Origin of the sequence: Actinoplanes sp. NPDC026623 (genome assembly GCF_040638275.1) — a bacterium.
In the GTDB taxonomy this organism is placed as follows: Bacteria; Actinomycetota; Actinomycetes; order Mycobacteriales; family Micromonosporaceae; genus Actinoplanes.
Map to the genome: position 1 here is coordinate 39,655 of NZ_JBEZXZ010000030.1, position 23,645 is coordinate 63,299.

At 72.5% G+C, this 23,645-nt stretch carries 25 protein-coding genes and 1 pseudogene; 17 read left to right on the top strand and 9 right to left on the bottom strand.

Annotated features, from left to right (window positions below; genetic code table 11):
* Positions 1-4 precede the first annotated feature (4 nt).
* Positions 5-469, top strand: a complete 465-nt coding sequence (locus tag AB0F10_RS12315; protein WP_360622964.1) for an NAD(P)H-binding protein — start codon at positions 5-7, stop codon at positions 467-469.
* 110 nt (positions 470-579) lie between these two features.
* Here the strand turns inward: AB0F10_RS12315 and hypB are convergent, their stop codons facing one another.
* Together hypB and hypA are read right to left on the bottom strand one after the other, a co-directional pair.
* Complete coding sequence (gene hypB, locus AB0F10_RS12320; protein ID WP_360622966.1) at positions 580-1,299, bottom strand: hydrogenase nickel incorporation protein HypB; 720 nt, start codon at positions 1,297-1,299, stop codon at positions 580-582.
* A gap of 3 nt (positions 1,300-1,302) precedes the next feature.
* Complete coding sequence (gene hypA / locus AB0F10_RS12325; RefSeq protein WP_360622968.1) at positions 1,303-1,632, bottom strand: hydrogenase maturation nickel metallochaperone HypA; 330 nt, start codon at positions 1,630-1,632, stop codon at positions 1,303-1,305.
* 149 nt (positions 1,633-1,781) lie between these two features.
* On the opposite strand from hypA, the gene AB0F10_RS12330 reads away from it, so the two are divergent.
* From AB0F10_RS12330 to AB0F10_RS12395, 14 genes are all read left to right on the top strand, one after another.
* The gene (locus AB0F10_RS12330) at positions 1,782-2,837 is read left to right on the top strand and encodes a hydrogenase expression protein HypE (protein ID WP_360622970.1); all 1,056 of its coding nucleotides are present in this window, start codon (positions 1,782-1,784) and stop codon (positions 2,835-2,837) included.
* Positions 2,838-2,880: 43 nt separating this feature from the next.
* Positions 2,881-4,671 carry a nickel-dependent hydrogenase large subunit gene (locus AB0F10_RS12335; protein ID WP_360622972.1) on the top strand — a complete coding sequence of 597 codons (1,791 nt, stop codon included), beginning with the start codon at positions 2,881-2,883 and terminating at the stop codon, positions 4,669-4,671.
* A complete protein-coding gene (locus AB0F10_RS12340; RefSeq protein ID WP_360622974.1) occupies positions 4,668-5,582 on the top strand; it encodes a NifU family protein in 915 nt (304 codons plus the stop codon). The genes AB0F10_RS12335 and AB0F10_RS12340 overlap by 4 nt, the downstream gene beginning before the upstream one ends.
* Positions 5,579-6,223 carry a DUF5947 family protein gene (locus AB0F10_RS12345; protein WP_360622976.1) on the top strand — a complete coding sequence of 215 codons (645 nt, stop codon included), beginning with the start codon at positions 5,579-5,581 and terminating at the stop codon, positions 6,221-6,223. Before AB0F10_RS12340 ends, AB0F10_RS12345 begins: the two co-directional genes overlap by 4 nt.
* Positions 6,220-6,852, top strand: a complete 633-nt coding sequence (locus AB0F10_RS12350) for a DUF6084 family protein (RefSeq protein ID WP_360622978.1) — start codon at positions 6,220-6,222, stop codon at positions 6,850-6,852. Before AB0F10_RS12345 ends, AB0F10_RS12350 begins: the two co-directional genes overlap by 4 nt.
* On the top strand, positions 6,849-8,141 hold the full coding sequence (locus AB0F10_RS12355; RefSeq protein ID WP_360622980.1) for a hypothetical protein: 1,293 nt from the start codon (positions 6,849-6,851) through the stop codon (positions 8,139-8,141). The genes AB0F10_RS12350 and AB0F10_RS12355 overlap by 4 nt, the downstream gene beginning before the upstream one ends.
* 138 nt (positions 8,142-8,279) lie before the next feature.
* Entirely contained in the window at positions 8,280-8,483 is a 204-nt protein-coding gene (locus AB0F10_RS12360) for a hypothetical protein (RefSeq protein WP_360622982.1), read from the top strand.
* 3 nt (positions 8,484-8,486) lie between these two features.
* Complete coding sequence (locus AB0F10_RS12365) at positions 8,487-8,792, top strand: hypothetical protein (RefSeq protein ID WP_360622984.1); 306 nt, start codon at positions 8,487-8,489, stop codon at positions 8,790-8,792.
* Between the two features lies 1 nt (position 8,793).
* Positions 8,794-9,282 carry a hydrogenase maturation protease gene (locus AB0F10_RS12370; protein WP_360622986.1) on the top strand — a complete coding sequence of 163 codons (489 nt, stop codon included), beginning with the start codon at positions 8,794-8,796 and terminating at the stop codon, positions 9,280-9,282.
* A 2-nt stretch (positions 9,283-9,284) separates the two neighbouring features.
* Positions 9,285-11,792, top strand: coding sequence for a carbamoyltransferase HypF (gene hypF / locus AB0F10_RS12375; RefSeq protein ID WP_360622988.1), 2,508 nt, complete (start codon positions 9,285-9,287; stop codon positions 11,790-11,792).
* A 22-nt stretch (positions 11,793-11,814) separates the two neighbouring features.
* Entirely contained in the window at positions 11,815-12,099 is a 285-nt protein-coding gene (locus tag AB0F10_RS12380) for a HypC/HybG/HupF family hydrogenase formation chaperone (RefSeq protein ID WP_360622990.1), read from the top strand.
* The gene (gene hypD, locus AB0F10_RS12385) at positions 12,096-13,199 is read left to right on the top strand and encodes a hydrogenase formation protein HypD (RefSeq protein WP_360622992.1); all 1,104 of its coding nucleotides are present in this window, start codon (positions 12,096-12,098) and stop codon (positions 13,197-13,199) included. Before AB0F10_RS12380 ends, hypD begins: the two co-directional genes overlap by 4 nt.
* Positions 13,196-14,257, top strand: coding sequence for a hydrogenase expression/formation protein HypE (hypE, locus tag AB0F10_RS12390; RefSeq protein ID WP_360622994.1), 1,062 nt, complete (start codon positions 13,196-13,198; stop codon positions 14,255-14,257). The genes hypD and hypE overlap by 4 nt, the downstream gene beginning before the upstream one ends.
* Entirely contained in the window at positions 14,257-14,949 is a 693-nt protein-coding gene (locus AB0F10_RS12395) for a DUF6390 family protein (protein WP_360622996.1), read from the top strand. Before hypE ends, AB0F10_RS12395 begins: the two co-directional genes overlap by 1 nt.
* A 23-nt stretch (positions 14,950-14,972) precedes the next feature.
* Here the strand turns inward: AB0F10_RS12395 and AB0F10_RS12400 are convergent, their stop codons facing one another.
* The 5 genes from AB0F10_RS12400 to AB0F10_RS12420 all read right to left on the bottom strand — a co-directional run bounded on the left by AB0F10_RS12400 (position 14,973) and on the right by AB0F10_RS12420 (position 19,650).
* On the bottom strand, positions 14,973-16,670 hold the full coding sequence (locus tag AB0F10_RS12400; RefSeq protein WP_360622998.1) for a glycoside hydrolase family 13 protein: 1,698 nt from the start codon (positions 16,668-16,670) through the stop codon (positions 14,973-14,975).
* A 91-nt stretch (positions 16,671-16,761) separates the two neighbouring features.
* Positions 16,762-17,799 carry a LacI family DNA-binding transcriptional regulator gene (locus tag AB0F10_RS12405; protein ID WP_360623000.1) on the bottom strand — a complete coding sequence of 346 codons (1,038 nt, stop codon included), beginning with the start codon at positions 17,797-17,799 and terminating at the stop codon, positions 16,762-16,764.
* Positions 17,800-17,829: 30 nt separating this feature from the next.
* Positions 17,830-18,768 carry a serine hydrolase domain-containing protein gene (locus AB0F10_RS12410; RefSeq protein ID WP_360623002.1) on the bottom strand — a complete coding sequence of 313 codons (939 nt, stop codon included), beginning with the start codon at positions 18,766-18,768 and terminating at the stop codon, positions 17,830-17,832.
* Positions 18,729-19,265, bottom strand: coding sequence for a hypothetical protein (locus AB0F10_RS12415; RefSeq protein ID WP_360623004.1), 537 nt, complete (start codon positions 19,263-19,265; stop codon positions 18,729-18,731). Before AB0F10_RS12415 ends, AB0F10_RS12410 begins: the two co-directional genes overlap by 40 nt.
* Positions 19,266-19,275: 10 nt before the next feature.
* Entirely contained in the window at positions 19,276-19,650 is a 375-nt protein-coding gene (locus AB0F10_RS12420) for a response regulator (protein ID WP_360623006.1), read from the bottom strand.
* Positions 19,651-19,850: 200 nt separating this feature from the next.
* Here AB0F10_RS12420 and AB0F10_RS12425 point away from each other — a divergent pair, with 200 nt between their 5' ends.
* Together AB0F10_RS12425 and AB0F10_RS12430 are read left to right on the top strand one after the other, a co-directional pair.
* Entirely contained in the window at positions 19,851-20,087 is a 237-nt protein-coding gene (locus tag AB0F10_RS12425; protein WP_360623008.1) for a hypothetical protein, read from the top strand.
* Between the two features lie 223 nt (positions 20,088-20,310).
* Entirely contained in the window at positions 20,311-22,122 is a 1,812-nt protein-coding gene (locus AB0F10_RS12430) for an anthranilate synthase family protein (RefSeq protein WP_360623010.1), read from the top strand.
* A gap of 69 nt (positions 22,123-22,191) precedes the next feature.
* Here the strand turns inward: AB0F10_RS12430 and AB0F10_RS12435 are convergent, their stop codons facing one another.
* Together AB0F10_RS12435 and AB0F10_RS12440 are read right to left on the bottom strand one after the other, a co-directional pair.
* Positions 22,192-22,893 (bottom strand): class I SAM-dependent methyltransferase, encoded by a 702-nt coding sequence (locus AB0F10_RS12435; protein ID WP_360623012.1) that lies wholly within the window; start codon positions 22,891-22,893, stop codon positions 22,192-22,194.
* A 28-nt stretch (positions 22,894-22,921) separates the two neighbouring features.
* A pseudogene (locus AB0F10_RS12440) lies at positions 22,922-23,645 on the bottom strand (hypothetical protein); the annotation flags it as partial.

Consider the following 23,645-nt stretch of genomic DNA (forward strand, 5'->3'; position numbering starts at 1 on the left):
CCCGGTGGTCGAAGGCCGTGGTGATCGTCGCCTGACCACCGGCCGCGGGCACTCAGCGTGCCTGGCGCAGGCCCGGGTGGACGCCCGGCGGGTTCTCGGTGTGGTCGGCGAGCCGTTGCAGGACGGTGACCAGCTCGTCGCGGTCAGCGCCGCGCCGGTCGGCCCGGTGGCCGACGGGGAGAGCTTCATCAACCGCCGCATCCTGCTACCCGGCATCGGCGCCCTGCTCAGGGACCTCTACGCGGACCTGGCCGCCATGGAGGACGCCATGGCCGGCTCCGCCGCGCAGTGGACGGTCATGTGGCCGCCGAAGCTGGTGAACAAGCCGCTGACCGGCCGTTACCGCACCGTCGTCGGCGGCAACGTCGCCCGCGGTTACTCGATCTCCCGGGCCGATGTGGCCCACGCCATGCTCGACGCGGCCGGAGATCCCGCGACGATCCGCCGGCCGATCGGCATCGCGTACTGACCGCACGTCGTCAACCGCGCCGGGCCCGGGCCGGCGACCGGGTGGTGGTGTCCGGCGCCTGGCGACCACGCCGGGCGCCGCGGACAAGGTCGTGGTCACACCCGAACGACTCAGCGCGCGTCCGCGAGCCAGGCGTACCAGGAGTCCAGGTTGTCGCCCGTGGTCGCGGAGACGGCAAGCACGCGCGCGCCGGGGTTCACCGCCTTGACGTGCGCGCGGCAGGCGGCGAGGTCGAAGTCGACGTACGGGAGCAGGTCCGTCTTGTTCACGATCACCAGGTCGGCCGCGGCGAACATGTAGGGGTACTTCAGGGGCTTGTCGGTGCCCTCCGTCACCGAGACGATGACGACCTTGCCGTTCTCGCCGAGGTCGAACAGCGCCGGGCAGACCAGGTTGCCGACGTTCTCGATGAACAGCAGCGAGCCCGGCGCCGGGTCCAGCGCGTCCAGCGCGTCGCCGACCATCCCGGCCTCGAGGTGGCAGCCCGCGCCGGTGTTCACCTGCACGACCGGGCAGCCGGTGCGCCGGATCCGGTCCGCGTCGAGCGGCGTCTCCTGGTCGCCCTCGATCACCGCGACGCCCCGGCGGCCGGCCGTGTCGCGGATGGTGCGCTCCAGCAGGGTGGTCTTGCCCGAGCCCGGTGAGCTCATCAGGTTGACGGCGAGGACGCCGAGGCCGGCGAGCCGCGCCCGGTTGGCCGCCGCCAGCGCGTCGTTCTTCGCGAGCACCTTCTGCTCGAGGGTAATGGTCTCGGTTGAATTGATCTCTTGCGCGTGATCATTCTCGTGCGGGTGATTGTGTGTCTCGCCGCAGCCGCAGGTGGTACACATTTCTCAGCCCACTTCCATGGAGAGGATCCGCAATTCCCGCCCGGCCGTCACGTGGACGTCGGCACTGCCGCACGGGCACAGCAGAATAAGATCATCGAGGGTGATGTCGGCGTCGCAGTCCCCACAGTGGGCGGTGCCCCGGCGGGGTTCGATTTCCAGGCGTGCGCCCTGCGCCACGGTGCCCTCGGCCACCAGATCGAAACAGAACAACATGGCCTCCGGCACGACCGCCGTCAACGCTCCCACCTCGACCTTCACGCTGTGGACGGTGCGGCCGGCGGCTCGCTCGCAGACCGCGTCGACGACGCTCTGGGTGATCGACAATTCATGCATTGTGGCCTCGTCCCGGCCTGAATGATTCATTTACGCGTTGACATAATTGCACGCTGGGCCACTAGGGTGTCAGGTACGTCACACAGGCGGGCCGAGTGTCGACTCCAGTGTCGCAGGGGTCCCTTCCGGGGCTCCGGAAAGCGGTCTCCATGCCTTCAGCGGAAGCACTGAAAGCGGCTGACACGCTGATCCACGTATTGTGGATCAACGCGGGTCTCAGTTGCGACGGCGATTCCGTCGCGCTGACCGCCGCGACCCAGCCCAGCATCGAGGAGATCGCGCTCGGCGCGCTGCCCGGCCTGCCCCAGGTCGCGGTGCACTGGCCGCTGATCGACTTCGAGTGCGGGCCGAACGGCGGCGCCGACGACTTCCTCGAGTGGTTCTTCCGGGCCGACCGCGGCGAGCTGGAGCCCTTCGTCCTGGTCGTCGAGGGATCGATACCCAACGAGAAGCTGCACGACGAGGGCTACTGGTGCGGCTTCGGCAACGATCCCGCCACCGGGCAGCCGATGACCACCAGCGAGTGGCTCGACCGGCTCGCGCCGAAGGCCACGGCGGTCGTCGCCGTCGGCACCTGCGCGACCTACGGCGGCATCCACGCCATGGCCGGCAACCCGACCGGGGCGATGGGCGTGCCCGACTACCTCGGCTGGGAGTGGAAGTCCAAGGCCGGCATCCCGATCGTCTGCGTGCCTGGCTGCCCGATCCAGCCCGACAACCTCTCGGAGACGCTGACCTACCTGCTCTACATGGCGACCGGCCAGGCCCCGATGATCCCGCTCGACGACGCGCTGCGCCCGACCTGGCTGTTCGGCCAGACGGTGCACGAGGGCTGTGACCGCGCCGGCTACTACGAGCAGGCCGACTTCGCCACCGAGTACGGCTCCCCGAAGTGCATCGTCAAGCTGGGCTGCTGGGGTCCGGTCGTCAAGTGCAACGTGCCCAAGCGCGGCTGGATGAACGGGATCGGCGGCTGCCCCAACGTCGGCGGCATCTGCATCGGCTGCACCATGCCCGGCTTCCCCGACAAGTTCATGCCGTTCATGGACGAGCCGCCCGGCGGCAAATTCTCCACCACCGTCACCGGCCCGTACGGGGCGACCATGCGCCGCCTCCGCAAGATCACGACACACACCCTCGACCGGGAGCCCAAGTGGCGCCGCCCCGGCCGGACGCTGACCACCGGCGCCAAGCGCACCTGGTAATGGCCCACCTGCCACGGCCATCGGACTACTGAGAGGCGGCGTCATGACGGCGACGCAGGACCGGCGTGGCCCCACCGGCCAGAACACCGAACTCGTCGACATGGCGTGGGATCCGATCACCCGCATCGTCGGCAGCCTCGGCATCTACACGAAGATCGACTTCAAGCAGCGGATCGTCGCGGAGTGCAAGAGCACCAGTTCCATCTTCCGCGGCTACTCGATCTTCATGAAGGGCAAGGATCCGCGCGACGCGCACTTCATCACCAGCCGGATCTGCGGCATCTGCGGCGACAACCACGCGACCTGCTCCTGCTACGCGCAGAACATGGCGTACGGGGTGAAGCCGCCACACCTCGGCGAGTGGATCGTGAATCTCGGCGAGGCCGCGGAGTACATGTTCGACCACAACATCTTCCAGGAGAACCTGGTCGGGGTGGACTACTGCGAGAAGATGGTCGCCGAGACCAACCCCGGCGTGCTGGAGATGGCCAACCGCACCGAGTCCCCGCACGCGGGCGAGCACGGCTACCGCACCATCGGCGACATCATGCGCTCGCTGAACCCGTTCACCGGCGAGTTCTACCGCGAGGCGCTGCAGGTCAGCCGCATGACGCGGGAGATGTTCTGCCTGATGGAGGGCCGCCACGTGCACCCCTCCACGCTGTACCCGGGCGGCGTCGGCACCGTCGCCACGATCCAGCTGATGACCGACTACCTGAGCCGGCTGATGCGCTACGTCGAGTTCATGAAGAAGGTCGTGCCGATGCACGACGACCTGTTCGACTTCTTCTACCAGGCGCTGCCCGGTTACGAGGAGGTCGGCAACCGGCGCATCCTGCTCGCCTGCTGGGGCTCGTTCCAGGATCCCGAGCACTGCAACTTCAAGTACGCCGACATGACCGACTGGGGACGCAAGATGTACGTCACCCCGGGCATCGTCGTCGACGGGAAGCTCATCACCACCGACCTGGTCAAGATCAATCTGGGCATCCGGATCCTGCTCGGCTCGTCGTACTACGACGACTGGGAGGACCAGGAGATGTTCGTGACGAACGACCCGCTGGGCAACCCCGTCGACCGGCGGCACCCGTGGAACCAGCACACCAACCCCAAGCCGCAGAAGCGCGACCTGGACGACAAGTACAGCTGGGTCATGTCGCCGCGCTGGTTCGACGGCAAGGACTACCTCGCCCTCGACACCGGCGGCGGCCCGCTGGCCCGGCTCTGGTCCACCGCGCTCGCCGGGCTCGTCGACATCGGCTACATCCGGTCGACCGGCAGCAGTGTGAAGATCAACCTGCCGAAGACCGCGCTCAAGGGCCCGGTCGAGTTCGAGTGGAAGATCCCGCGCTGGAGCAACACCATCGAACGCAACCGGGCGCGCACCTACTTCCAGGCGTACGCCGCGGCGTGCGCGCTGCACTTCGCGGAGAAGGCCCTGGTGGAGATCCGGGCCGGGCGCACGAAGACGTGGGAGAGCTTCGAGGTGCCCGACGAGGGCATCGGCTGCGGCTTCACCGAGGCCGTGCGCGGCGTCCTCTCGCACCACCTGGTGATCCGGGACGGCAAGATCGCGAATTACCACCCGTACCCGCCGACGCCGTGGAACGCCAACCCGCGTGACAGCTTCGGCACGCCCGGGCCCTACGAGGACGCCGTACAGGGCCAGCCCATCTTCGAGGAGAACGACCGGGAGCACTTCAAGGGCATCGACATCATGCGTACGGTGCGCAGCTTCGACCCGTGCCTGCCGTGCGGGGTGCACATGTACCTCGGCGGCGGCAGGAAGCTGGAGCTGCTGCACTCGCCGACGCAGTCCGCCGGCGCATCGTGAGCGAAGCGGACTGGCGCGCCGCCGGGGACCGCGTCGAGACACTGATCGCCGCCAGCGCCGCCGGCGGCACGGTCGCCCGCGAGCGCGCCGAGGAGCTGGTCCGGCTGGTCGCCGACCTGTACGGCGCCGGCCTGGAGCGGCTGCTCGACATCGCGCACGAGCACGGCGCGCTGAGCGATGACCTCCTCGCCGCGCTCGCCGGCGACGACCTGGTGTCGAGCCTGCTGCTCGTGCACGGCCTGCACCCGTACTCGGTGGAGACCCGGATCGAGCAGGCGCTGGCCGAGGTCCGCCCGTACCTCGGATCGCACGGCGGCGACGTGGAGCTGCTCGCCGTCAGCGCCGACGGCGTGGTCCGGCTGCGGATGCTCGGCAGCTGCGACGGCTGCCCGTCGTCGGCGGTGACCCTGAAGCTGGCCGTGGAGGGCGCCATCGAGGGCGCCGCCCCCGAGGTCAGCGCGATCGAGGTCGAGGAGCCCGCCGCCGCGGCCAAGGGCGGGTCGGTGATCCCGGTCTCCGCGCTCTTCTCCCGCATCGCCGACGGCGCCGGGACCGACGGCGGCGCAAGCTGGCAGGAGGTGCCGGAGCTCGCCGGCCTGGCGCCCGGCGCGGTCGGCCGGGTGCTGGCCGGGACGGTCGCGGTGGTGGCCTGCCGGATCGGCACCGACCTGTACGCCTTCCGCGACGGCTGCGCCCGCTGCGGGCAGTCGCTGCAGGGCGCCGCGCTGTCCCGCCGCCTGGGCGGCGCCGCCGGCGACGCGGTCCTGCGCTGCCCCGGCTGCCGCGCGCACTACGAGGTGCGGCGGGCCGGCGCCTGCCTCGACGACGACGCGCTGCACCTGTCGCCGCTGCCGCTGCTCACCGACGGCGCGACGGTGTCGGTCGCCGTGCCCGCGCCGGTCGCGTCATGACGGCGGCACGGCGCGGCGGCGTGCCGCTGTCCGCGCTGCGCCGGGTCACCCGGACCCGGCCGGTGCCCGCCGACGGGGAACGCTGCGAGATGTGCGCGAAGCCGATAGCGGCGGCGCACTCGCACGTGGTCGACCTGCAGAGCCGGTCGCTGATGTGCGCCTGCCGGCCCTGCTATCTGCTCTTCACGGACGTGCACGCCACCCTGCACTACCGGTCGGTGCCGGAGCGGTACCTCGCCCTCGCCGGCACCGCCGTCGACGGCCGGACCTGGGACGAGCTGGAGATCCCGGTGGGCCTCGCCTTTCTGTTCCGAAACTCCGTGCAGCAGCGGATGGTCGCCTTCTATCCCGGCCCGGCCGGCGCCACCGAGTCCGACCTGCCGCTGGCCGCCTGGGACCGGATCGTCGCGCAGAGCCCGCAGCTCGCCGTGCTGCGGCCGGACGTCGAGGCGCTGCTGGTCCGACGCCCCGGCGAGGACTGCTTCGTCGTGCCGATCGACGCCTGCTACCAACTGGTCGGGCAGCTGCGCAGGCTGTGGCGGGGCTTCGACGGCGGGTCCGAGGCGCACGCGCTGATCGACACGTTCTTCGCCGGGATCCGGCAACGCAGCCGGCCCGCGCCGCGGGTGGGCCCGACGTGAGCGCCTTCGAGTTCTCCGTGCTCGACGTGTTCGCCGAGCCGTACGCCGCCGCGCCGCAGCTGACCGCGCGGCTGCGCATCGCCGAGGGCACCGGCCGGCGCATCCATGCGATAGCGCTGCGCTGCCAGGTGCGCATCGAGCCGCAGCACCGCCGCTACGACGAGGGCGAGCAGCGGGACCTGCGCGGGCTGTTCGGCGAGCGGGCCCGCTGGGCCGAGACCCTGAAGCCGTTCCTGTGGATGCAGTGCAACACCACCGTGCAGGGCTTCGCCGGCCACACCGAGACCGACCTCGCGCTGCCCTGCACCTACGACCTCGACGTGATCGGCGCGCAGTACCTGCACGCGCTGGACGCCGGCGACGTGCCGCTCACCCTGCTCTTCTCGGGCACCGTCTTCACCCGCGGCAGCACCGGGTTCGGCGTCGAGCAGATTCCGTGGGACTGCGAGGCCCGCCACGACATGCCGGTCGACGTGTGGCGGCAGATGATGGCGATGTACTTCCCCAACACCGGCTGGCTGCGGCTCGACGCCGAGGTGCTGGCCCGGCTCGCCGGCTACCGGGCCCGGCACGGCATGACGAGCTGGGAGGAGACCGTGGGGAAGCTGCTCGGCGGGGCGCCGTCATGAGCCTCGACGCGGTGCGCACGATCGCCGACGCGGTGCTCTACGAGGGATACCTGCTGTACCCCTACCGCAGGAGCTCGTCGAAGAACCGGTCCCGCTGGCAGTTCGGGGTCCTCGGCCCGCCTCGGGCGACCGCGGCGTCCTACGCAGAGGCGCCCGACATGGCGATGCAGTGCCTGCTCTCCCCCGGCGACGCGGCCGGCGTCCGGATCCACCTGCGCTTCCTGCAGTTGCAGGCGCGCGAGGTGCAGCGCCTCGAACCTGACGGCTCGCACACCCCCGTAGGCGAGCTGACCGTCGCCGGCACGGAGCTGCTGAGCTGGGACGAGGCCGTCGAACGGGAGATCACCGTCGCGGCGGCGCCGCTGGATCAGGCGGCGGATTTCGCGATCGAGATCCCCGGCGGATGCGACACGGAACAGGTCACCGCGCCGGACGGCTCCCCCGCCGGCCGGATCGTGCGGCGCCGGTGGCCGCTGACCGCGCGGCTGCGCACCCGGGTCGACGCCGACGACGGATACGTGCGGCTGAGCGTCGAGGTGCGCAACGAGCACCCGGAGACGGTCGCCGGCAAGGACGCCGCGATCCGGTCCTCGCTGATCGGCGCACACCTGCTGATCGAGGCGTACGACGGCGCCTTCGTCTCGCTGCTGGAGCCGCCCCCGGCCGCGGCGGCGGCGGCGGGGCGCTGCCGGCAGCGCCGCTGCTGGCCGGTCCTCGCCGGACCCGGGGGCTCGCACGACGTCGTGCTGGGCGCGCCGATCATCCTGTACGACCACCCGCAGGTCGCCGAGCAGAGCCCGGGCGCGCTGTTCGACTCCACCGAGATCGACGAGATCCTCACCCTGCGGGTGATGACCATGACCGACGCGGAGAAGGCCGAGGCCCGCTCGACCGACCCGCGGGCCGCCGCGATCATCGACCGCTGCGACGCCATGTCGCCGGCCGACCTGCAGCGGTTGCACGGCATCCTGCGCGACCCGGAACCGTGGTGGGATCCCGCGGCCGACGCCCGGGCCGACCCGGACACCGACGCGGTGATGATCGACGGGGTGCCGGTCGCCAAGGGCAGCCTGGTCCGGGTGCACCCGTCGCGGCGGGCCGACGCGCAGGACCTGTTCTTCGCCGGCCAGGTGGCGCGGGTGACCGCGGTGCTCGGCGACGTCGACGGCGGCGTGCACGTCGCCCTGGTGCTCGTCGACGACCCCGCCGCCGACCTGCACGACTGGTACGGCCGCTACTTCTATTTCGCACCCGAGGAACTCGAACCGTTGAAGGAGTACAGATCATGAGGACCATCGGCATCATCACCACGGTCGTGGGCACGGCCGTCGCCGTGTTCGCCGCCGTCGTGGTCGTCCGGTCGACGCCCGACATCCAGCGGTACCTGAAGATTCGCTCGATGTAGGAAGAGCGAGGAGCTGACTCTCATGACCGACACACCAGGCCGGCACCTCGACGAGGAGCCGCAGGAGGAACGCGGCCCGCAGGGCTCCCGCGACACCGGCTCCGACGAGCCGGGCGCCGGCCCCGCCGACCGACCGGAGGGCACCGCGGATGCCGACGCCGACACCTCGGTGCGGCCGTCTGCGCCCGAGGACCCGGACGCGCCCAAGCTCCAGGCCGGAGGGTGACCCATGACCAGCGATCCGAACGACCCCGACACCGGCGGCCGCGCGGTGCCGCCCTACGAGGGCCGCCGCACGAGCGCCGACGTGGGCGGACCGGACGAGACACGTCGCGACGGGGCGAACGTCGGCGGCGCGACCGGCCCCGTCGAGGACGACGAGTTCACGTCGCCGAATCCACGTCAGACACCCGGCGGCGCGACCGCCACGCCCGCCGGCGAGCAGCCCGCGGCCGCCGCACCGGGCACCGGCCCGGACGACGGGACCGGTCCCGCGCATCAGGCCGGCACGCCCCGCGCGGAAGATCAAGGCTGACATGACGGCGCGCGTCCTGGTGGCCGGCATCGGCAACTTCTTCCTCGGCGACGACGGCTTCGGTCCCGAGGTCGTGCGCCGGCTGGCCGGGGCGCGCACCCTGCCGCCCGAGGTGCGGGTCGCCGACTACGGCATCCGCGGCATGCACCTGGCCTACGACCTGCTCGACTCCTACGACACCCTGGTGCTCGTCGACGCCCTGCCGCCCGACGGCGCGCCGGGACAGGTCCTGGTGCTCGAGGTGACGGCGAGCGACCTCGGCAACGGCGAGTACGACGCGCACGGCATGCACCCCGCGGCCATGCTCGCCAACCTCGAACGCCTCGGCGGCCACCTGCCGACCACCTACGTGGTGGGCTGCCGGGCCGGCACCGTCGAGGAGGGCATCGGCCTGAGCGAGCCGGTCGCCGCCGCCGTCGACGAGGCCGTCACCCGGGTACGCGACCTCGTCGGCGACGTGCTCGCCCGCGACACCACCCGGAGGTCCTAGCCATGTGCCTCGGAATCCCCGGCCGGGTCGTCGAGCTCGTGCCCGGCTACGCCGATCAACTGGCGCTCGTCGACGTCATGGGCGCGCGCCGCCAGGTCAACGTGGGCATGCTCGAGCAGGCGCCGGAGCCGGGCGACTGGATCCTGATCCACATGGGCTTCGCGCTGGAGGTCATCGACGAGGAGACCGCCGAGCGGGCCATGTCCGGCCTGGAGCTGATGGGCCAGGCCCGCGCGGACACCGAACCGGCCGGCCGGGTCCGCCGGCGCTTCACCGTCGCCGGTCTCGTGCAGGGCGTGGGCTACCGGCCCTTCGCGTACGCGACCGCGGCGGACCTCGCCCTGACCGGGTCGGTGGCGAACACCGCCGACGGCGTGGTGATCGAGGCCGAGGGTCCCGCCGAGGCGGTGCGGGAGTACGCCCGCCGGCTCCGGGCCGACGCGCCGCCGCTCGCGATGGTCACCGCCGTGCACACCACGGACCTCGCGCCCGTCGGCGGCACCGGATTCACCATTGGGTCGAGCGCCGGCGGCCCGGCGCGGACGCTGGCCTCGCCCGACGTGGCGACCTGCGACGACTGCCTCGCCGAGCTGCGCGATCCCGCCGACCGCCGCTACCGGCACCCGTTCATCAGCTGCACCAACTGCGGCCCCCGCTTCACGATCATCACCGGCCTGCCGTACGACCGGGCCGCCACGACGATGGCCGGGTTCGCGATGTGTGCCGCCTGCCGCGCCGAGTACGAGGACCCGGCCGACCGGCGCTTCCACGCCCAGCCGATCGCCTGCCCCGACTGCGGTCCCCGGCTGGAGCTGCACACCGCCGGCGGCGAGGAGCACCCGGACCCGCTGCGCGGCGCGCGGGAGCTGCTCGCCGCCGGGCGGATCGTCGCCGTCAAGGGCCTCGGCGGCTACCACCTGGCCTGCGACGCCCGCAATCCGGCCGCCGTCGCCGAGCTGCGCGCACGCAAGCAGCGCGGCGGCAAGCCGTTCGCCGTGATGGTCGCCGACCTCGGCACCGCCCGGCGGCTGGTGACGATGACCGACGACGAGCAGCGGCTGCTGACCGGCATCCGCCACCCCATCGTGCTGCTGCCCCGGCGGGCCGGCTCCGGCGTCGCCGCCGAGGTGGCGCCGGGCAACCCCGACCTCGGGATCATGCTGCCCTACACGCCGCTGCACGTGCTGCTCTTCGGCCTGCCGGGCGACCCGGCCGGGCCGGACGCCCTGGTGATGACCTCGGGCAACCTGGCCGGCGAGCCGATCGCCCACGACGACGCGGACGCCGCCCGGCGGCTGGCGACGCTCGCCGACGCGCTGCTGCGGCACGACCGGGCGATCCGGGTGCCCTGCGACGACTCGGTCAGCCGGCACGCCGCCGGCGCGGAGCTGCCGATCCGCCGGTCCCGCGGCCACGCCCCGATGCCTATCGCCTTGCCCTTCGAGGTGCCGCCGACCCTGGCGGCCGGCGCGGACCTGAAGAACACCTGCGCGCTCGGCGGCGGCCGGTACGCCTGGGTCAGCCAGCACGTCGGCGACATGGGCGACCTGAGCACCATCGACGCGCTGCGGCGCACCGAGGCGCACCTCGAACTGCTCACCGGGGTCCGGCCCGAGGTGCTGGTGGCGGACCTGCACCCCGGCTACCGCTCCACGGCCTGGGCCCGCGACCACGCCGCCGGCCGCCCGGTACGCCTGGTCCAGCACCACCACGCGCACATCGCCTCGGTCATGGCCGAGCACGGCATCGGCGCCGACGAGCGGGTGATCGGGGTGGCGTTCGACGGCACCGGCTACGGCACCGACGGCGCCGTGTGGGGCGGCGAGGTGCTGATCGCCGACTACAAGTCCTACGACCGGGCGGCACACCTCGGCTACGTGCCGCTCGCCGGCGGGGACGCGAGCGTGCTGCGCCCGTACCGGATGGGGCTGGCGCATCTGCGGGCCGCCGGCGTGCCGTGGCATCCGGAGCTGGCCTGCGTCGCGGCCTGCCCGCCGACCGAGCGTGAGGTGCTCGCCCACCAGCTGGCGACGGGGTTCGGCTGCGTGCCCACCTCCAGCATGGGCCGGCTGTTCGACGCGGTCGCGTCGCTGACCGGCGCCTGCCACGTGGTGGAGTACGAGGCCGAGGCGGCGATCATCCTCCAGGGACTGGCGGCCTCGGCCGGACCGGCCGGCGACGGCTACCGGTTCGGGCCGCCCGCCGACCCCGGCCCGGTGATCCGCGCGGTGGCCGCCGACCTCCTCGCCGGCGTACCGGCCGCGGTGGTGGCCGCGAGGTTCCACGCGGCGGTCGCCGAGCTGATCGCCGGCCTCGCCGGACTCTGCCGCGAGCGGACCGGCCTCGACGTCGTCGCGCTCGGCGGCGGGGTTTTCCAGAACACGTTGCTGCTCGAGGCGGCCCGGCGCTTACTGCAGGAGCGGGGATTCACCGTGTTGTGTCCCCGGCTGCTGCCTCCCAACGACGGCGGCCTGGCCCTCGGCCAGCTGGTGATCGGCGCCTGCAGCTGAACATCGAGAGAGGAGACCCCGCATGTGCCTGGCCGTTCCCGGACGCGTCCTGAGCATCGCCGAGGTCGACGGCACCCTGATGGCCGAGGTCGACTTCGGCGGCGTGCACAAGAACGTCTGCCTGCAGTACATCCCCGACGCCGCGATCGGCGAATACGTCGTGGTGCACGTCGGATTCGCCATCCAGCGGCTCGACGAGAAGTCCGCGCAGGAGACGCTTGCCAACTTCGAGCGCCTCGGAATACTCGACGAAGAGTTCGGCGACGGGTTGACCCGCGCGGCCGAGCAGGCGGGAGCCGATCAGTGAAATACCTCGACGAGTTCAGCAACCCCGATCTGGCCCGGAGGCTCCTCGACCAGATACACGCGGCCGCGACCCGGCCCTGGGCGCTGATGGAGGTCTGCGGCGGGCAGACCCACTCGATCATCCGGCACGGCATCGACCAGCTGCTGCCCGAGGGCATCGAGATGATCCACGGCCCCGGCTGCCCGGTCTGCGTCACCCCGCTCGAGATCATCGACCGGGCCCTGGCCATCGCCGCGCAGCCCGGCGTGATCTTCTGCTCGTTCGGCGACATGCTCCGGGTGCCCGGCAGCGGCCGGGACCTGTTCGGCGTCAAGAGCGCCGGCGCGGACGTGCGCGTCGTCTACTCGCCGCTGGACGCGCTCACCATCGCCCGGGAGAATCCGGAGCGCCAGGTGGTGTTCTTCGGCATCGGCTTCGAGACCACCGCGCCGGCCAACGCGATGACCGTCTACCAGGCCAAGCGGCTCGGCATCACGAACTTCTCGCTGCTGGTCTCGCACGTGCTGGTGCCGCCGGCGATCGCCGCCATCATGGAGTCCCCGCGCTGCCGGGTGCAGGCCTTCCTGGCCGCCGGCCACGTCTGCAGCGTCATGGGCACCGGCGAATACCCGCCCCTGGCCGAGAAGTACCGGGTCCCGATCGTGGTGACCGGCTTCGAGCCGCTGGACATCCTCGAGGGCATCCGCCAGACCGTCGTCCAGCTCGAGGCCGGCCGCCACGAGCTGCAGAACGCCTACCCCCGGGCCGTGCGCGCGGAGGGCAACCTGCCCGCGGTGGCGATGCTGCGCGACGTGTTCGAGGTGACCGACCGGACCTGGCGCGGCATCGGCATGATCCCGGCCAGCGGCTGGCGGCTCTCGTCGCGATACTCGGACTTCGACGCGGAACGCCGCTTCGACGTCGGCGGCATCAGCACCAGCGAGTCGCCGCTGTGCCGCTCCGGCGAGGTCCTGCAGGGCCTGCTCAAGCCCAACGAGTGCGCGGCGTTCGGCAAGCAGTGCACGCCGCGCAACCCGCTCGGCGCGACCATGGTGTCCTCCGAGGGGGCGTGCGCCGCTTATTACGCGTACCGCCGGCTCGATCTGGTGCAGATCTCATGACGGCGGAGCTGGACTTCGAGAACTGGACCTGTCCGCTGCCGCTGCGCGACACCCCCACGGTCGTGATGGGGCACGGCGGCGGCGGGGCCATGTCGGGCGAGCTCGTCGAGCACCTGTTCCTGCCGGGATTCGGGGCCGCCGCCCGCGGCGTCCAGCTCGGCGACTCCGCCGTGGTCACCGTCGGCGGCGCGCGCCTCGCCCTCTCCACCGACTCGTACGTGGTGAAGCCGATGTTCTTCCCCGGCGGCTCGATCGGCGACCTGGCGGTCAACGGCACCGTCAACGACCTGGCCATGTCCGGCGCGACCCCGCTGTACCTGTCGACCGCCTTCATCCTGCAGGAGGGCACCGCCCTGGCCGACCTGGCCCGGATCGCCGAGGCGATGGGGGCCGCCGCGCAGGCGGCCGGGGTGCGGCTGGTCACCGGCGACACCAAGGTCGTGGACAGCGGCAGCGGCGACGGCGTCTACATCAACACCACCGGCGTCGGCGTCGTCGCGGGCGGCGTGGACATCGCGGCGCACCGGGCGGCGGTCGGTGACGCGGTGCTGATCAGCGGCGACATCGGCGAGCACGGGGTGGCCGTCATGAGCTGCCGCGAGGGCCTCGAGTTCGGCACCGCGATGCGCAGCGACACCGCCCCGCTGCACGACCTGGTCGCCGCGATGATCGCGACCGGCGCCGACCTGCACGCGCTGCGCGACCCGACCCGGGGCGGCGTCTCGGCGTCGCTGAACGAGATCGCCCGGGCCGCCGGGGTCGGCGTCGAGCTGGTCGAGCGGGACCTGCCCGTGCCGGCGGGGGTCCGCGACGCGTGCAGCCTGCTCGGCCTCGATCCGCTGCAGGTCGCCAACGAGGGCAAGCTGCTGGCCTTCGTGCCCGCCGGGCGGGCCGGCGACGTCCTGGCCGCCATGCGGGCGCATCCGCGGGGCGAGGGCGCCTGCCGGATCGGCACCGTCGTGGCCGAGCACCCGGGCATGGTCGTGGCGCGCACCGCGCTCGGCGGCACCCGGGTCGTCAACCTGCCCATCGGCGAGCAGCTCCCCCGGATCTGCTGATGAGCGTGCCGGGGACGCTGCTGTTCGCCAGGTATGCGTACCCGCCGAACGAGCTGGGCTACTGCGGGCCGCAGGGTGCCGCGGCGCTGCTGCGCCCGGACGCGCCCGCGGAGATCGCCCGGCGGGCCCGCGGCTTCGAGGGCGCCTGGAGCTATCTGGAGTTCATCGCCGCGTCGGCCGGCATCGCCGATCCGCTCGACGAGGCGGTGGTCGAGGCGTACTGGATCGGCAACGACCTGCTCGACGGCGTCTCGCCGCCGGACCTGGTGGCGTGGCTGGGCGAGCGCTTCCACGGCCAGCCCGGCGGCACCTGGCGTACGGCGTCCGAGCGGGCCGTGCCGCACCACAGCTTCCAGGTGTTCGAGGTCTATCCGTGGGCCGGGCTGCTGACCGCGAAGGCCGGGCCGGTCGCGGTGTCGGTGCTCGACCGCTGCCGTATCCGCGCCGGCGTCGTCCTGGACGTGCACGGCGAGTCCGCGACCGTGCGGTCCAAACCGCTGGTGTGGGACGGCGCCGAGCTGACTCCGGGACCGCCGCGCGACGAGGTCGCCGCCTGGTCCGTCGGCGGGAGATCACTGCTCGGCCGGCTGGCACCCGGCGACCGGGTGGCGCTGCACTGGGACTGGGTCTGCGACGTCATCACCGGCACCCAGCAGGAGCGCATCGAGTCTCTGGAGACCCGCACCGGGTGAGGGCCGGGCCGTCAGCGGCCGGGTCAGACCGCCCACCAGATGGTGGTGTCCGCCGGGATCTCCACCTCGGCGCCGTCGAGCTCGACCGGGCCGCTGGTCAGCAGCGCCTTGCCCGGCATGGCGATCCGGATCGGCTCCGCGGTCATGTTGACGGTGCACCGGAAGTGCGGCGTGCGGTCGAAGACCAGCAGGCCCTCCGGCGCCTCGCGCCAGGTCAGGTTCTTGCCCGAGCCGAGCGCCGGGTCCGACCTGCGCAGCGCCAGCGCGGCCCGGTAGAGCTCCAGGGTGGAGCCGGGGCGGCCCTGCTGCGCGGCGACGCTCAGCTGCGCCCAGCTGTCGGGCTGCGGCAGCCAGCTGCGGCCGCCGGCCGGGCCGAAGCCGTACGGTGCCTCGTCGCCGCCCCACGGGATCGGCACCCGGCAGCCGTCGCGGTAGCCGTCCTGGCCGTTCGCGCGGTGGAACGCCGGGTCCTGGCGCACCTCCGGCGGCAGGTCGACGACCTCGGGCAGCCCCAGCTCCTCGCCCTGGTACAGGTACGCCGAGCCGGGCAGCGCGAGCAGCAGCAGCGTCGCGGCGCGCGCCCGGCGCAGCCCCGCCGCCGGGTCCACGTCGATCGGCCGGCGCCCGGCGACCTCGTCGCCGTCGTTGGGCTGCAGCATGCGGGTGGTGTGCCGGACGACGTCGTGGTTGGACAGCGTCCAGGTGGCCGGCGCGCCGACCTTGCCCATCGCCTCGAGCGAATCGTCGATGACCTTGCGCTGGGCGGTCGCGTCCCACTCGGTGCCGAGGTAGCTGAAGTTGAACGCCTGGTGCAGCTCGTCGGGGCGCACGTAGTTGGCCACCCGCTCATGGGTCGGTGCCCAGGCCTCGGCGACGGCGATGCGCTCGCCCGGGTACTCGTCGAGGATCCGGCGCCAGCTGCGGTAGATCTCGTGCACGCCGTCGCGGTCGAAGCACGGGTTGACCCCCGCGTCGAGCAGGTGCCACTCCACCGAGTCGTCCACGTCCGGCAGGCCCTCGGCCTTGACCATGCCGTGCGCCACGTCGATCCGGAAGCCGTCGACGCCGAGGTCCAGCCAGAACCGCAGGATGGTGCGGAACTCGTCGGCGACCGCCGGGTGCTCCCAGTTGAAGTCCGGCTGCTCCGGCGCGAACAGGTGCAGGTACCAGTCGCCGGGGGTGCCGTCCGGGTCGGTGGTCCGGGTCCAGGCGGGGCCGCCGAAGATCGACTTCCAGTTGTTCGGCGGCAGCTCACCGTGCTCGCCCTGCCCGGCCCGGAAGTGGTATCGGCCCCGATGCGGCGAGCCGGGGCCCTCGGTGATCGCCCGCCGGAACCATTCGTGCTGGTCCGAGGAGTGATTGGGCACCAGGTCGACGATCACCCGGATGCCGAGGTCGTGTGCGTCGCCGATCAGGCCCCGCGCGTCGTCGAGGGTGCCGAACATCGGGTCGACCATGCGGTAGTCGGCCACGTCGTAGCCGGCGTCGGCCTGCGGCGAGGCGTAGAACGGCGACAGCCAGACGGCGTCGACGCCCAGCTCACGCAGGTAGGGCAGGCGGCTGCGGATGCCGGGCAGGTCGCCGATGCCGTCGCCGTCGGAGTCGGCGAAGCTGCGCGGGTAGATCTGGTAGATGACCGCGTCCCGCCACCAGGGGCTCGGCGCGGCCACGGCGGCGTCGTCGCGCTCAGCCGTCGGTAGGGAGATCAGTTGATCGGTCATGGCGGATGACGGTATCAGGTTACTAACTCGTGTTACATAGCTACGAACGAAACGACCTGCACCGGTTAAGCGCGCGGGTCTCGGTCGCGAATCAGGACGGCTTGGCGGTGGAGTCGCGCACGATCAGCGACGTGCCCAGCGACTGGTGCGGGTGCTGATCCTCGCCGCGGATGGCCGAGATGAGAAAGTCCGCCGCGGTGCGGCCCTTGGTCACGATCGGCTGCCGCACGGTGGTCAATCGGGGACGGAACCACGCAGACTCGGCAAGGTCGTCGAAACCGGTCACCGAGACGCCCGTCGGCACGTCGAGGCCGAGCTCCTGCAGGGCGTCGACCACCCCGTACGCGAGCACATCGGACAGCGCCAGGATCGCGGTCGGCGGCTGACCCTCGGCCATCAGCGCCCGGGTCGCGCGGTAGCCCTCGGTGCGCGACACCGGCACCTCCGTCAGCCGCACGTCGTCCATCGTCAGCCCGACCTCGGCCAGCGCCTCGGCGATGCCGGCCATCCGCCGCCCCAGCGGGCCGCCCGGGCCGCGGTCCGGCAGATTCGGCCCCGGCGACACCACCGCGAGCCGCCGGTGACCCAGCTCCAGCAGGTAGCGGGTGACCTCGCGGGCGCCGCCATGGTCATCGACGTCGACGCTGGGCGCGCCCTCGTACCGGTCGCTGTCGATCAGTACGAACGGGATGTTGCGCCGCTCGAGCTCGGCGACCTCACCCCGGTCGATCTCCAGCCCGCAGACGATGAAGCCGTCGACCGCCGCGTACGGGATGGCCTTGAGGACCGAGTCCTGCAGCGGCGGCGTGAGCAGCAGGGTGTAGCCCTCCTGATCGCAGACCTGCCCGACCCCCATCAGGAACCGGGCGTAGTAGGGGTTCTCCATGACCCGGGCCAGCGACTCCGGCAGCAGCACCCCGAGCGACTGGGTCGCGCCCGCCTGCAGCATCCGGGCCAGCGGGCTCGGCGTGTAGCCGAGGTCCCGGGCCACCGCCAGGATGCGCTCGCGGGTGGCGGCGGAGATCCGCTGCGGATTGTTGAAGGCGCACGACACCGCGGAGCGGGAGACCCCCGCGGCCGCCGCGACATCGCTGGACGTCGGCTTGCCGCCGGCCTTTTTCGACGGCATCCGTCACAACCTCGCTCGCTCGGTGTGCGCTTACGATAACCCAGCCGCCGACAGCAACTGACGGATCAGGGGGTGCACGTCGACCGCCTCGTCGTCGGCCAGCACGACGATCCCCGCGCGACGGTCCGGCAGCCAGGCGCCGAACGTGACGAAGCCGGGAACGTCACCGGGGTGGAAGTACGCCCGGTGCCCGCCGACCGTGCCGATGTAGAACCCGTAGCCGTAGTGCGCGCCCGCGTAGGACCAGCCCGCCACGGGCTCCTCGCCGGTCGGCGCGAGCGGACCGGTCAGCACCATGAGCGACTCCCAGCCGAGCACCGCTCCGCTGTGCAGGGCCCCGCTCCAGCGGGCCAGGTCGCCGACGGTCGACCACACGTCGCTGGTGCCCGCCAGCAACGGCAGCACGACCTCCGGCAGCGCCTCGCCGGCGCGATGGCCCCGGGCGTACGCGACGCCGTCCGGACGGCCCGTCGTGGTCGACACCAGGCCGGCCGGCGCGAAGACCTGCTCGGCGAGGAACGACGCGTAGTCCTGGCCCGCGGCCCGCTCGACGATGTGCGCGGCCAGCACGTAGCCGGGGCTGCTGTAGCACCAGCGGATCCCCGGCCGGCTGTGCGGCTCGGCGCCCATGAGCAGCGGGACGCGCTCGTCGATCGCGATCACGTCGGCCAGTACGTAACCCGGAGCGTCCTGCCAGTGGCTCATCCCGGAGGTGTGGGTCAGCAGGTGGTGCAGGGTGATCTCGCGCCACCGCGGCGGGCTGCCCGGCAGCCAGTGGCTCACCGGCTGATCCAGTTTGAGCGCTCCGCGCTCGGCCAGCAGCAGCGCGGCGACCGCGGCGAACTGCTTGCCCAGCGAGGCGATCGGGAATCGGGTCTGCGACGTGGCGGGGCCGCCGGCCACATCCACCGCGACCGACCCGTCGACGGTCACCAACGCGGCGCCGTGCAGGCCCTCGACTGTCCACATGGCCGACAGATTAGCCCTCTGCGCGGCGGAAAGGAGAGATCAGGACACCGGTAGGTGAATCGTGAAGGTGGTGCCGGCGCCCTCGGCCGACCGCACGTCGATCCGGCCGTGGTGGTTACCCACCACCGTGCTGACGATCGCCAGGCGTCGGCCCGGGTCAGCTGCGCGTCGACGGCCCGCGCCTCGTCCCCGCCCGCCAGCGACCGCAGCGACCGGCCGACCAGGGTGTAGTCGAGCATGGCGGCCCGGAAGACGCTCAGCATCTGCGCGTCGCCGGTCAGCGAGTAGCCGCGCACGCCCCGCTGCGCGTCGGCGAGCACCCCGCGCAGCCCGGCATTGGCCAGCCGCAGCGGCTGGACATGGGTGGTGAGCTCGCGGACCACCTTGTGCTGCTGCAGCACCATGGCCGTCTCGACCAGCCCGGAACAGACGATCAGGCTCACCAGGACCACGAACGCTCTGGTCAGCAGAAACCCGACAGAGCGGTCACGGCGCATGGGCAGCGGATCAGGCTCGGGCCCGGCTCAGCAGTGCCTGGATCCGCGACACCAGCTCGCGCGGGCTGAAGGGCTTGGTCACGTAGTCGTCGGCGCCGGCGCTGAAGCCGCCCTCGACGTCGTGCTCCTGGACCCGGGCGGTCAGCATGATGATCAACATGCCGGAGGTCGCCGGGTCGCCGCGCAGGATCCGGCACACGTCGATGCCGGAGAGCCCCGGCATCGAGATGTCCAGGACCGCGAGCGTGGGCTGGCGGTCCCGGGCCTGCTCGAGCGCCGCCTGTCCGTCCGCCACCGCGATCACGTCGAAGCCGGCCTGCTCGAGCTTGAACGCCACCAGGTCACGGATGTCGGGGTCGTCGTCGGCGACCAGGACCACCGTCACGGCAATTCCCCCCGGTCGTGGCCGCGCGGGAATGCCCGACCTGCTTTTCGCTACCAAATCGCATGATATCCCGTTAGTCCGCCTAAGGCCCCCCGCTCGCCGCAACCGCATGGCAACCGGCGCGCAGCCGCCGTGCAGCCCCGACCTGGTGCTCTTAGCCACAGACGCTAAACCGCGAACCGAAACGGCAGGAGGACCCGATGACTGTCCTGAACAGCAACGACATCCGCACCGAGGCATTGTTCGTCTCCGACCTGCAGCGTTCGCAGCACCCGACCGACGAGGTCATCCGCGAGGCCGTGTCCGAGACGGTGGACCGGCTGGGCGAGAGCGGCTGCGCCGCCCTGGTCGCGCAGGAGTTCGGCGAGCACCCGGACTGCGCCCTCGGCCGGATGCAGTGGGCCCGGACCGCGGTGCGCACCGCGTTCGCGGCCTGACCGTCCACCACGCCAGCGGTACCGGCGCCGGTACCGCGGGCGCCGGCGCCATGACCGACCGTATGGTGTCCATCATGCACGCGCGATTGAGCATGTGGTGGCCCGCCGACCCGGCGGCCACACCCACCCGCGCGTAACCACACCAACCGCGGCCGCCTCCCCGAGGCGGCCGTTTCCGTGTGGCCCGATCCTCGGCGGCGGCCCTGATCCGAACCGAGGAACAGTGAAGCCCTTCGCACTGCTGCACCGTGACGGCGCCGACCACGTCGACGTCCTGGAAGGCGACATCGTCACCGTCGACGCGCTCGCCGACATCCCGCTGACCCCCGGCCGTTCCGGCCCGCAGACCCTCGCCCTGATCCCGTTCCGGCAGATCGCCGAGCGCGGCTTCGACTGCGTCGACGACGGCGCGCCCCTGGAATGCCTGCGGATCGCCGCGCACACCACCCGGCCGCTGATGGAGATCATCGACGGGCTCCCGGCCGCGCCGGTCGCCCTGTCCGGCGGCGCGTTCGACATCACCGACGACGCGTACGGCGAGATCGTGGCCGACGTGCTGCGCGACGAGATCGGCCGCGGCGAGGGCGCCAACTTCGTCATCCACCGCGTCTTCACGGCCCGGGTGGACGGCGACCCGCTCGACGCGGCCCGGGCCGCGTTCCGCAACCTGCTCACCGGCGAGCGGGGCGCCTACTGGACGTTCCTGGTGCACACCGGCACCCGTACGCTCGTCGGCGCCACCCCGGAGCGGCACGTCAGCGTCGCCGACGGGCTGACGATGATGAACCCGATCTCCGGAACGTTCCGCCACGACGGCACCCGCGACCTGCTCGACTTCCTCGCCGACCGCAAGGAGATCGACGAGCTGTACATGGTGCTCGACGAGGAGCTCAAGATGATGGCCGCGGTCGCCGAGCACGGCGGCCAGGTCGTCGGCCCGCACCTGAAGCGGATGACCCACCTCACCCACACCGAGTACCTGCTGGCCGGGAAGGGCTCGCTCGACGTCCGCGAGGTGCTGCGGGCGACCATGTTCGCGCCGACCGTCACCGGCAGCCCGCTGGAGAACGCCTGCCGGGTGATCGCCCGGCACGAGCGCCGCGGCCGCGGCTACTACGCGGGCGTGCTCGCCCTGCTCGGCCACGACGACGAGGGCCGGCAGAGCCTGGACGCGCCGATCCTGATCCGCACGGCGGAGATCTCGCCGGCCGGCGACCTGCGGGTCCCGGTCGGCGCCACGCTGGTCCGGCACTCGACCGCGACCGGCGAGGTCGCCGAGACGCACACCAAGGCCGCGGGCGTGCTGGCCGCGCTGGGCGCCTCGTCGCTTCCCGGTGCCGCATCACCGCCGGAGCAGGACGGCCCGGAGGTACTGGCCGCGCTGGCCGCGCGCAACGACGGCCTGGCCCGCTTCTGGCTGGACCAGCGCCGCCCGGGCGCCCTGACCGTGCCGGAGCTGGACGGCCGGACGGCCGTGATCGTCGACAACGAGGACACGTTCACGGCGATGCTGGCGCACCAGCTGCGCGCGCTCGGCCTGGCGGTGACCGTCGTGCCGTGGACCGCGGCGGCCGTGCCGGGCGCCGACCTGGTGGTCGTCGGCCCCGGCCCGGGCGACCCGGCCTCGGACGAGCCCAAGATGGCGATGCTCCGGGGCCTGGTCGCGGACCTGCTGGCGGCGGGCCGGCCGACGCTGGCGGTCTGCCTCGGCCACCAGATCCTCAGCTCCCTGCTGGGCCTGCGCCTGCACCGCCGGGACACCCCGTATCAGGGCGTCGCCCGCGACATCGACCTGTTCGGCGAGGTCCGGCGGGTCGGCTTCTATTCGAGCTTCACGGCCCTCGCCGGGCAGATCGACGGCGTCGAGATCGCCGCCGACCCGGCGGACGGCACGGTGCACGCGCTGCGCGGCCCGGGCTTCGCGGGGGTCCAGTTCCACCCGGAGTCGGTGCTCAGCGCGGACGGCGTCACGATCCTGGCGGAACTTCTTCCGCCACTTCTCTCCCGGACGGTTAGCCCGGCGGTGAGCGGGTAGCGCAAGAGGACCGGTGGTTCAAGCGGATCGAGAGCCTCCGCTTGGACCACCGGCCCGCAACCCGGCTCCTCAGAACGGGTGGAACTCCTCGAAGGGCGGCTCGGCCCGGTAGCCGGGGAGCCGGAGGGCGCGGCAGCGGGGCACCGCCTCGGCCGCGGGGTCGTCGCCGATGTTCCGCAGGGTTCCGCCGGCGAAGGCGCCGGGGATCGCCGTCCAGCCCAGGTTCTTCTCGTAATACCGCACCGCGGCGCGCACCGACGGCGTCCAGTCGTCGTCGATCACGATCAGCCCGCCCGGCCGGACGAAGCTACGCAGGAAGTAGAGGTCCACGAAGACCTCGTGAAAGCGGTGGCTACCGTCCACGAACGCCGCGTCGGCGTCGAATTCCTGGGTGGCCAGCCCGGCGAGCGCGAAAGAGGACTGGCCCCCGACGAGCCGTGCGATCGAGTCCAGTTCCGCGAGGCACAGCAGATTCCACCCGACGTTGGCGTACTCGATGTCCTGGAAGGGATCGATGATGACGTGCCGGGGGTGTGGCGGATCGATCGTGACCAGCGCTTCACCGATCGCGAGGGCCGAACTGGCGTAGGCGAGCCCGATCTCGACGACGGTCTCGACCCGCTCGGAGATCAGCAGATCTCGAAGCAGATCGCAGTCCCGCTCGGGCAACGTGACGGTCTCGAAGTCCCGCTCGTGGTCCCGCGTCCACGGCGGGCCGTCCCGCACCAGCCGGCGGCGTACTTCCTGGATTCGTACCACGCGCTCATCCATTCGCGTCAGACTAGGGCGCATCCGGCCGTCAGCCCATCCGGGTCAGGGCCGCGCGGACCCGGGCCACGTCCCGGCGGCGGCGCTCCAGGGTCATCGCCAGGCCGACCAGCAGCAGCCCGGCCACCGCGAGCGGGATCCAGCGCGGCAGCAGGTCCCAGGCCAGCACCGCCTCGTGCAGCGCCACGACGGCGAGGACGCCGCCGCCGGCGACCACCGGCGCCCGCAGGCGGGCGTGCGCGCCGGCCAGCAGGACCGCGAGCGCGCCGAGGCCGAGCAGCAGCCGGCGCAGCGGCTCGCCCTCGCCCGCCAGCACGGACGCCAGCGTCGGCAGCAGCGCCGCGGCCAGCGCCGGGCCGTAGGTCACCCAGCTTGACCTCTCGCCCGGGCCGCGACGGGCCAGCCAGCCGATGAGCAGCGCCGCGGCGGCGGCCGGCAGCGTGTACGCCTCGAGGGTCGCGACCCGCGCTCCGGCGATCAGCAGCCACCAGGCGCCCAGCTCGGCCAGCACCGCCGCGACGACGTGTCCACGCCGGACCGCGGCGGCCTCGCCGGGGCGCAGCGCCCGCAGCCCGAGCGCCAGCCCCCAGAAGGTGCAGACGGCGGCCGCGTGCCGGATCGACCCGGCGGCGAGCAGCAGCGCGACGAACGCCCCGGCGTGCGCCGCGACCTGCACCGCCCGTCCCTCGTACGGCCGGCGGGACCCGAGCGCGGTGCCCAGCGCCAGCACCACCGCGGCGGCGCCCAGCACCGCG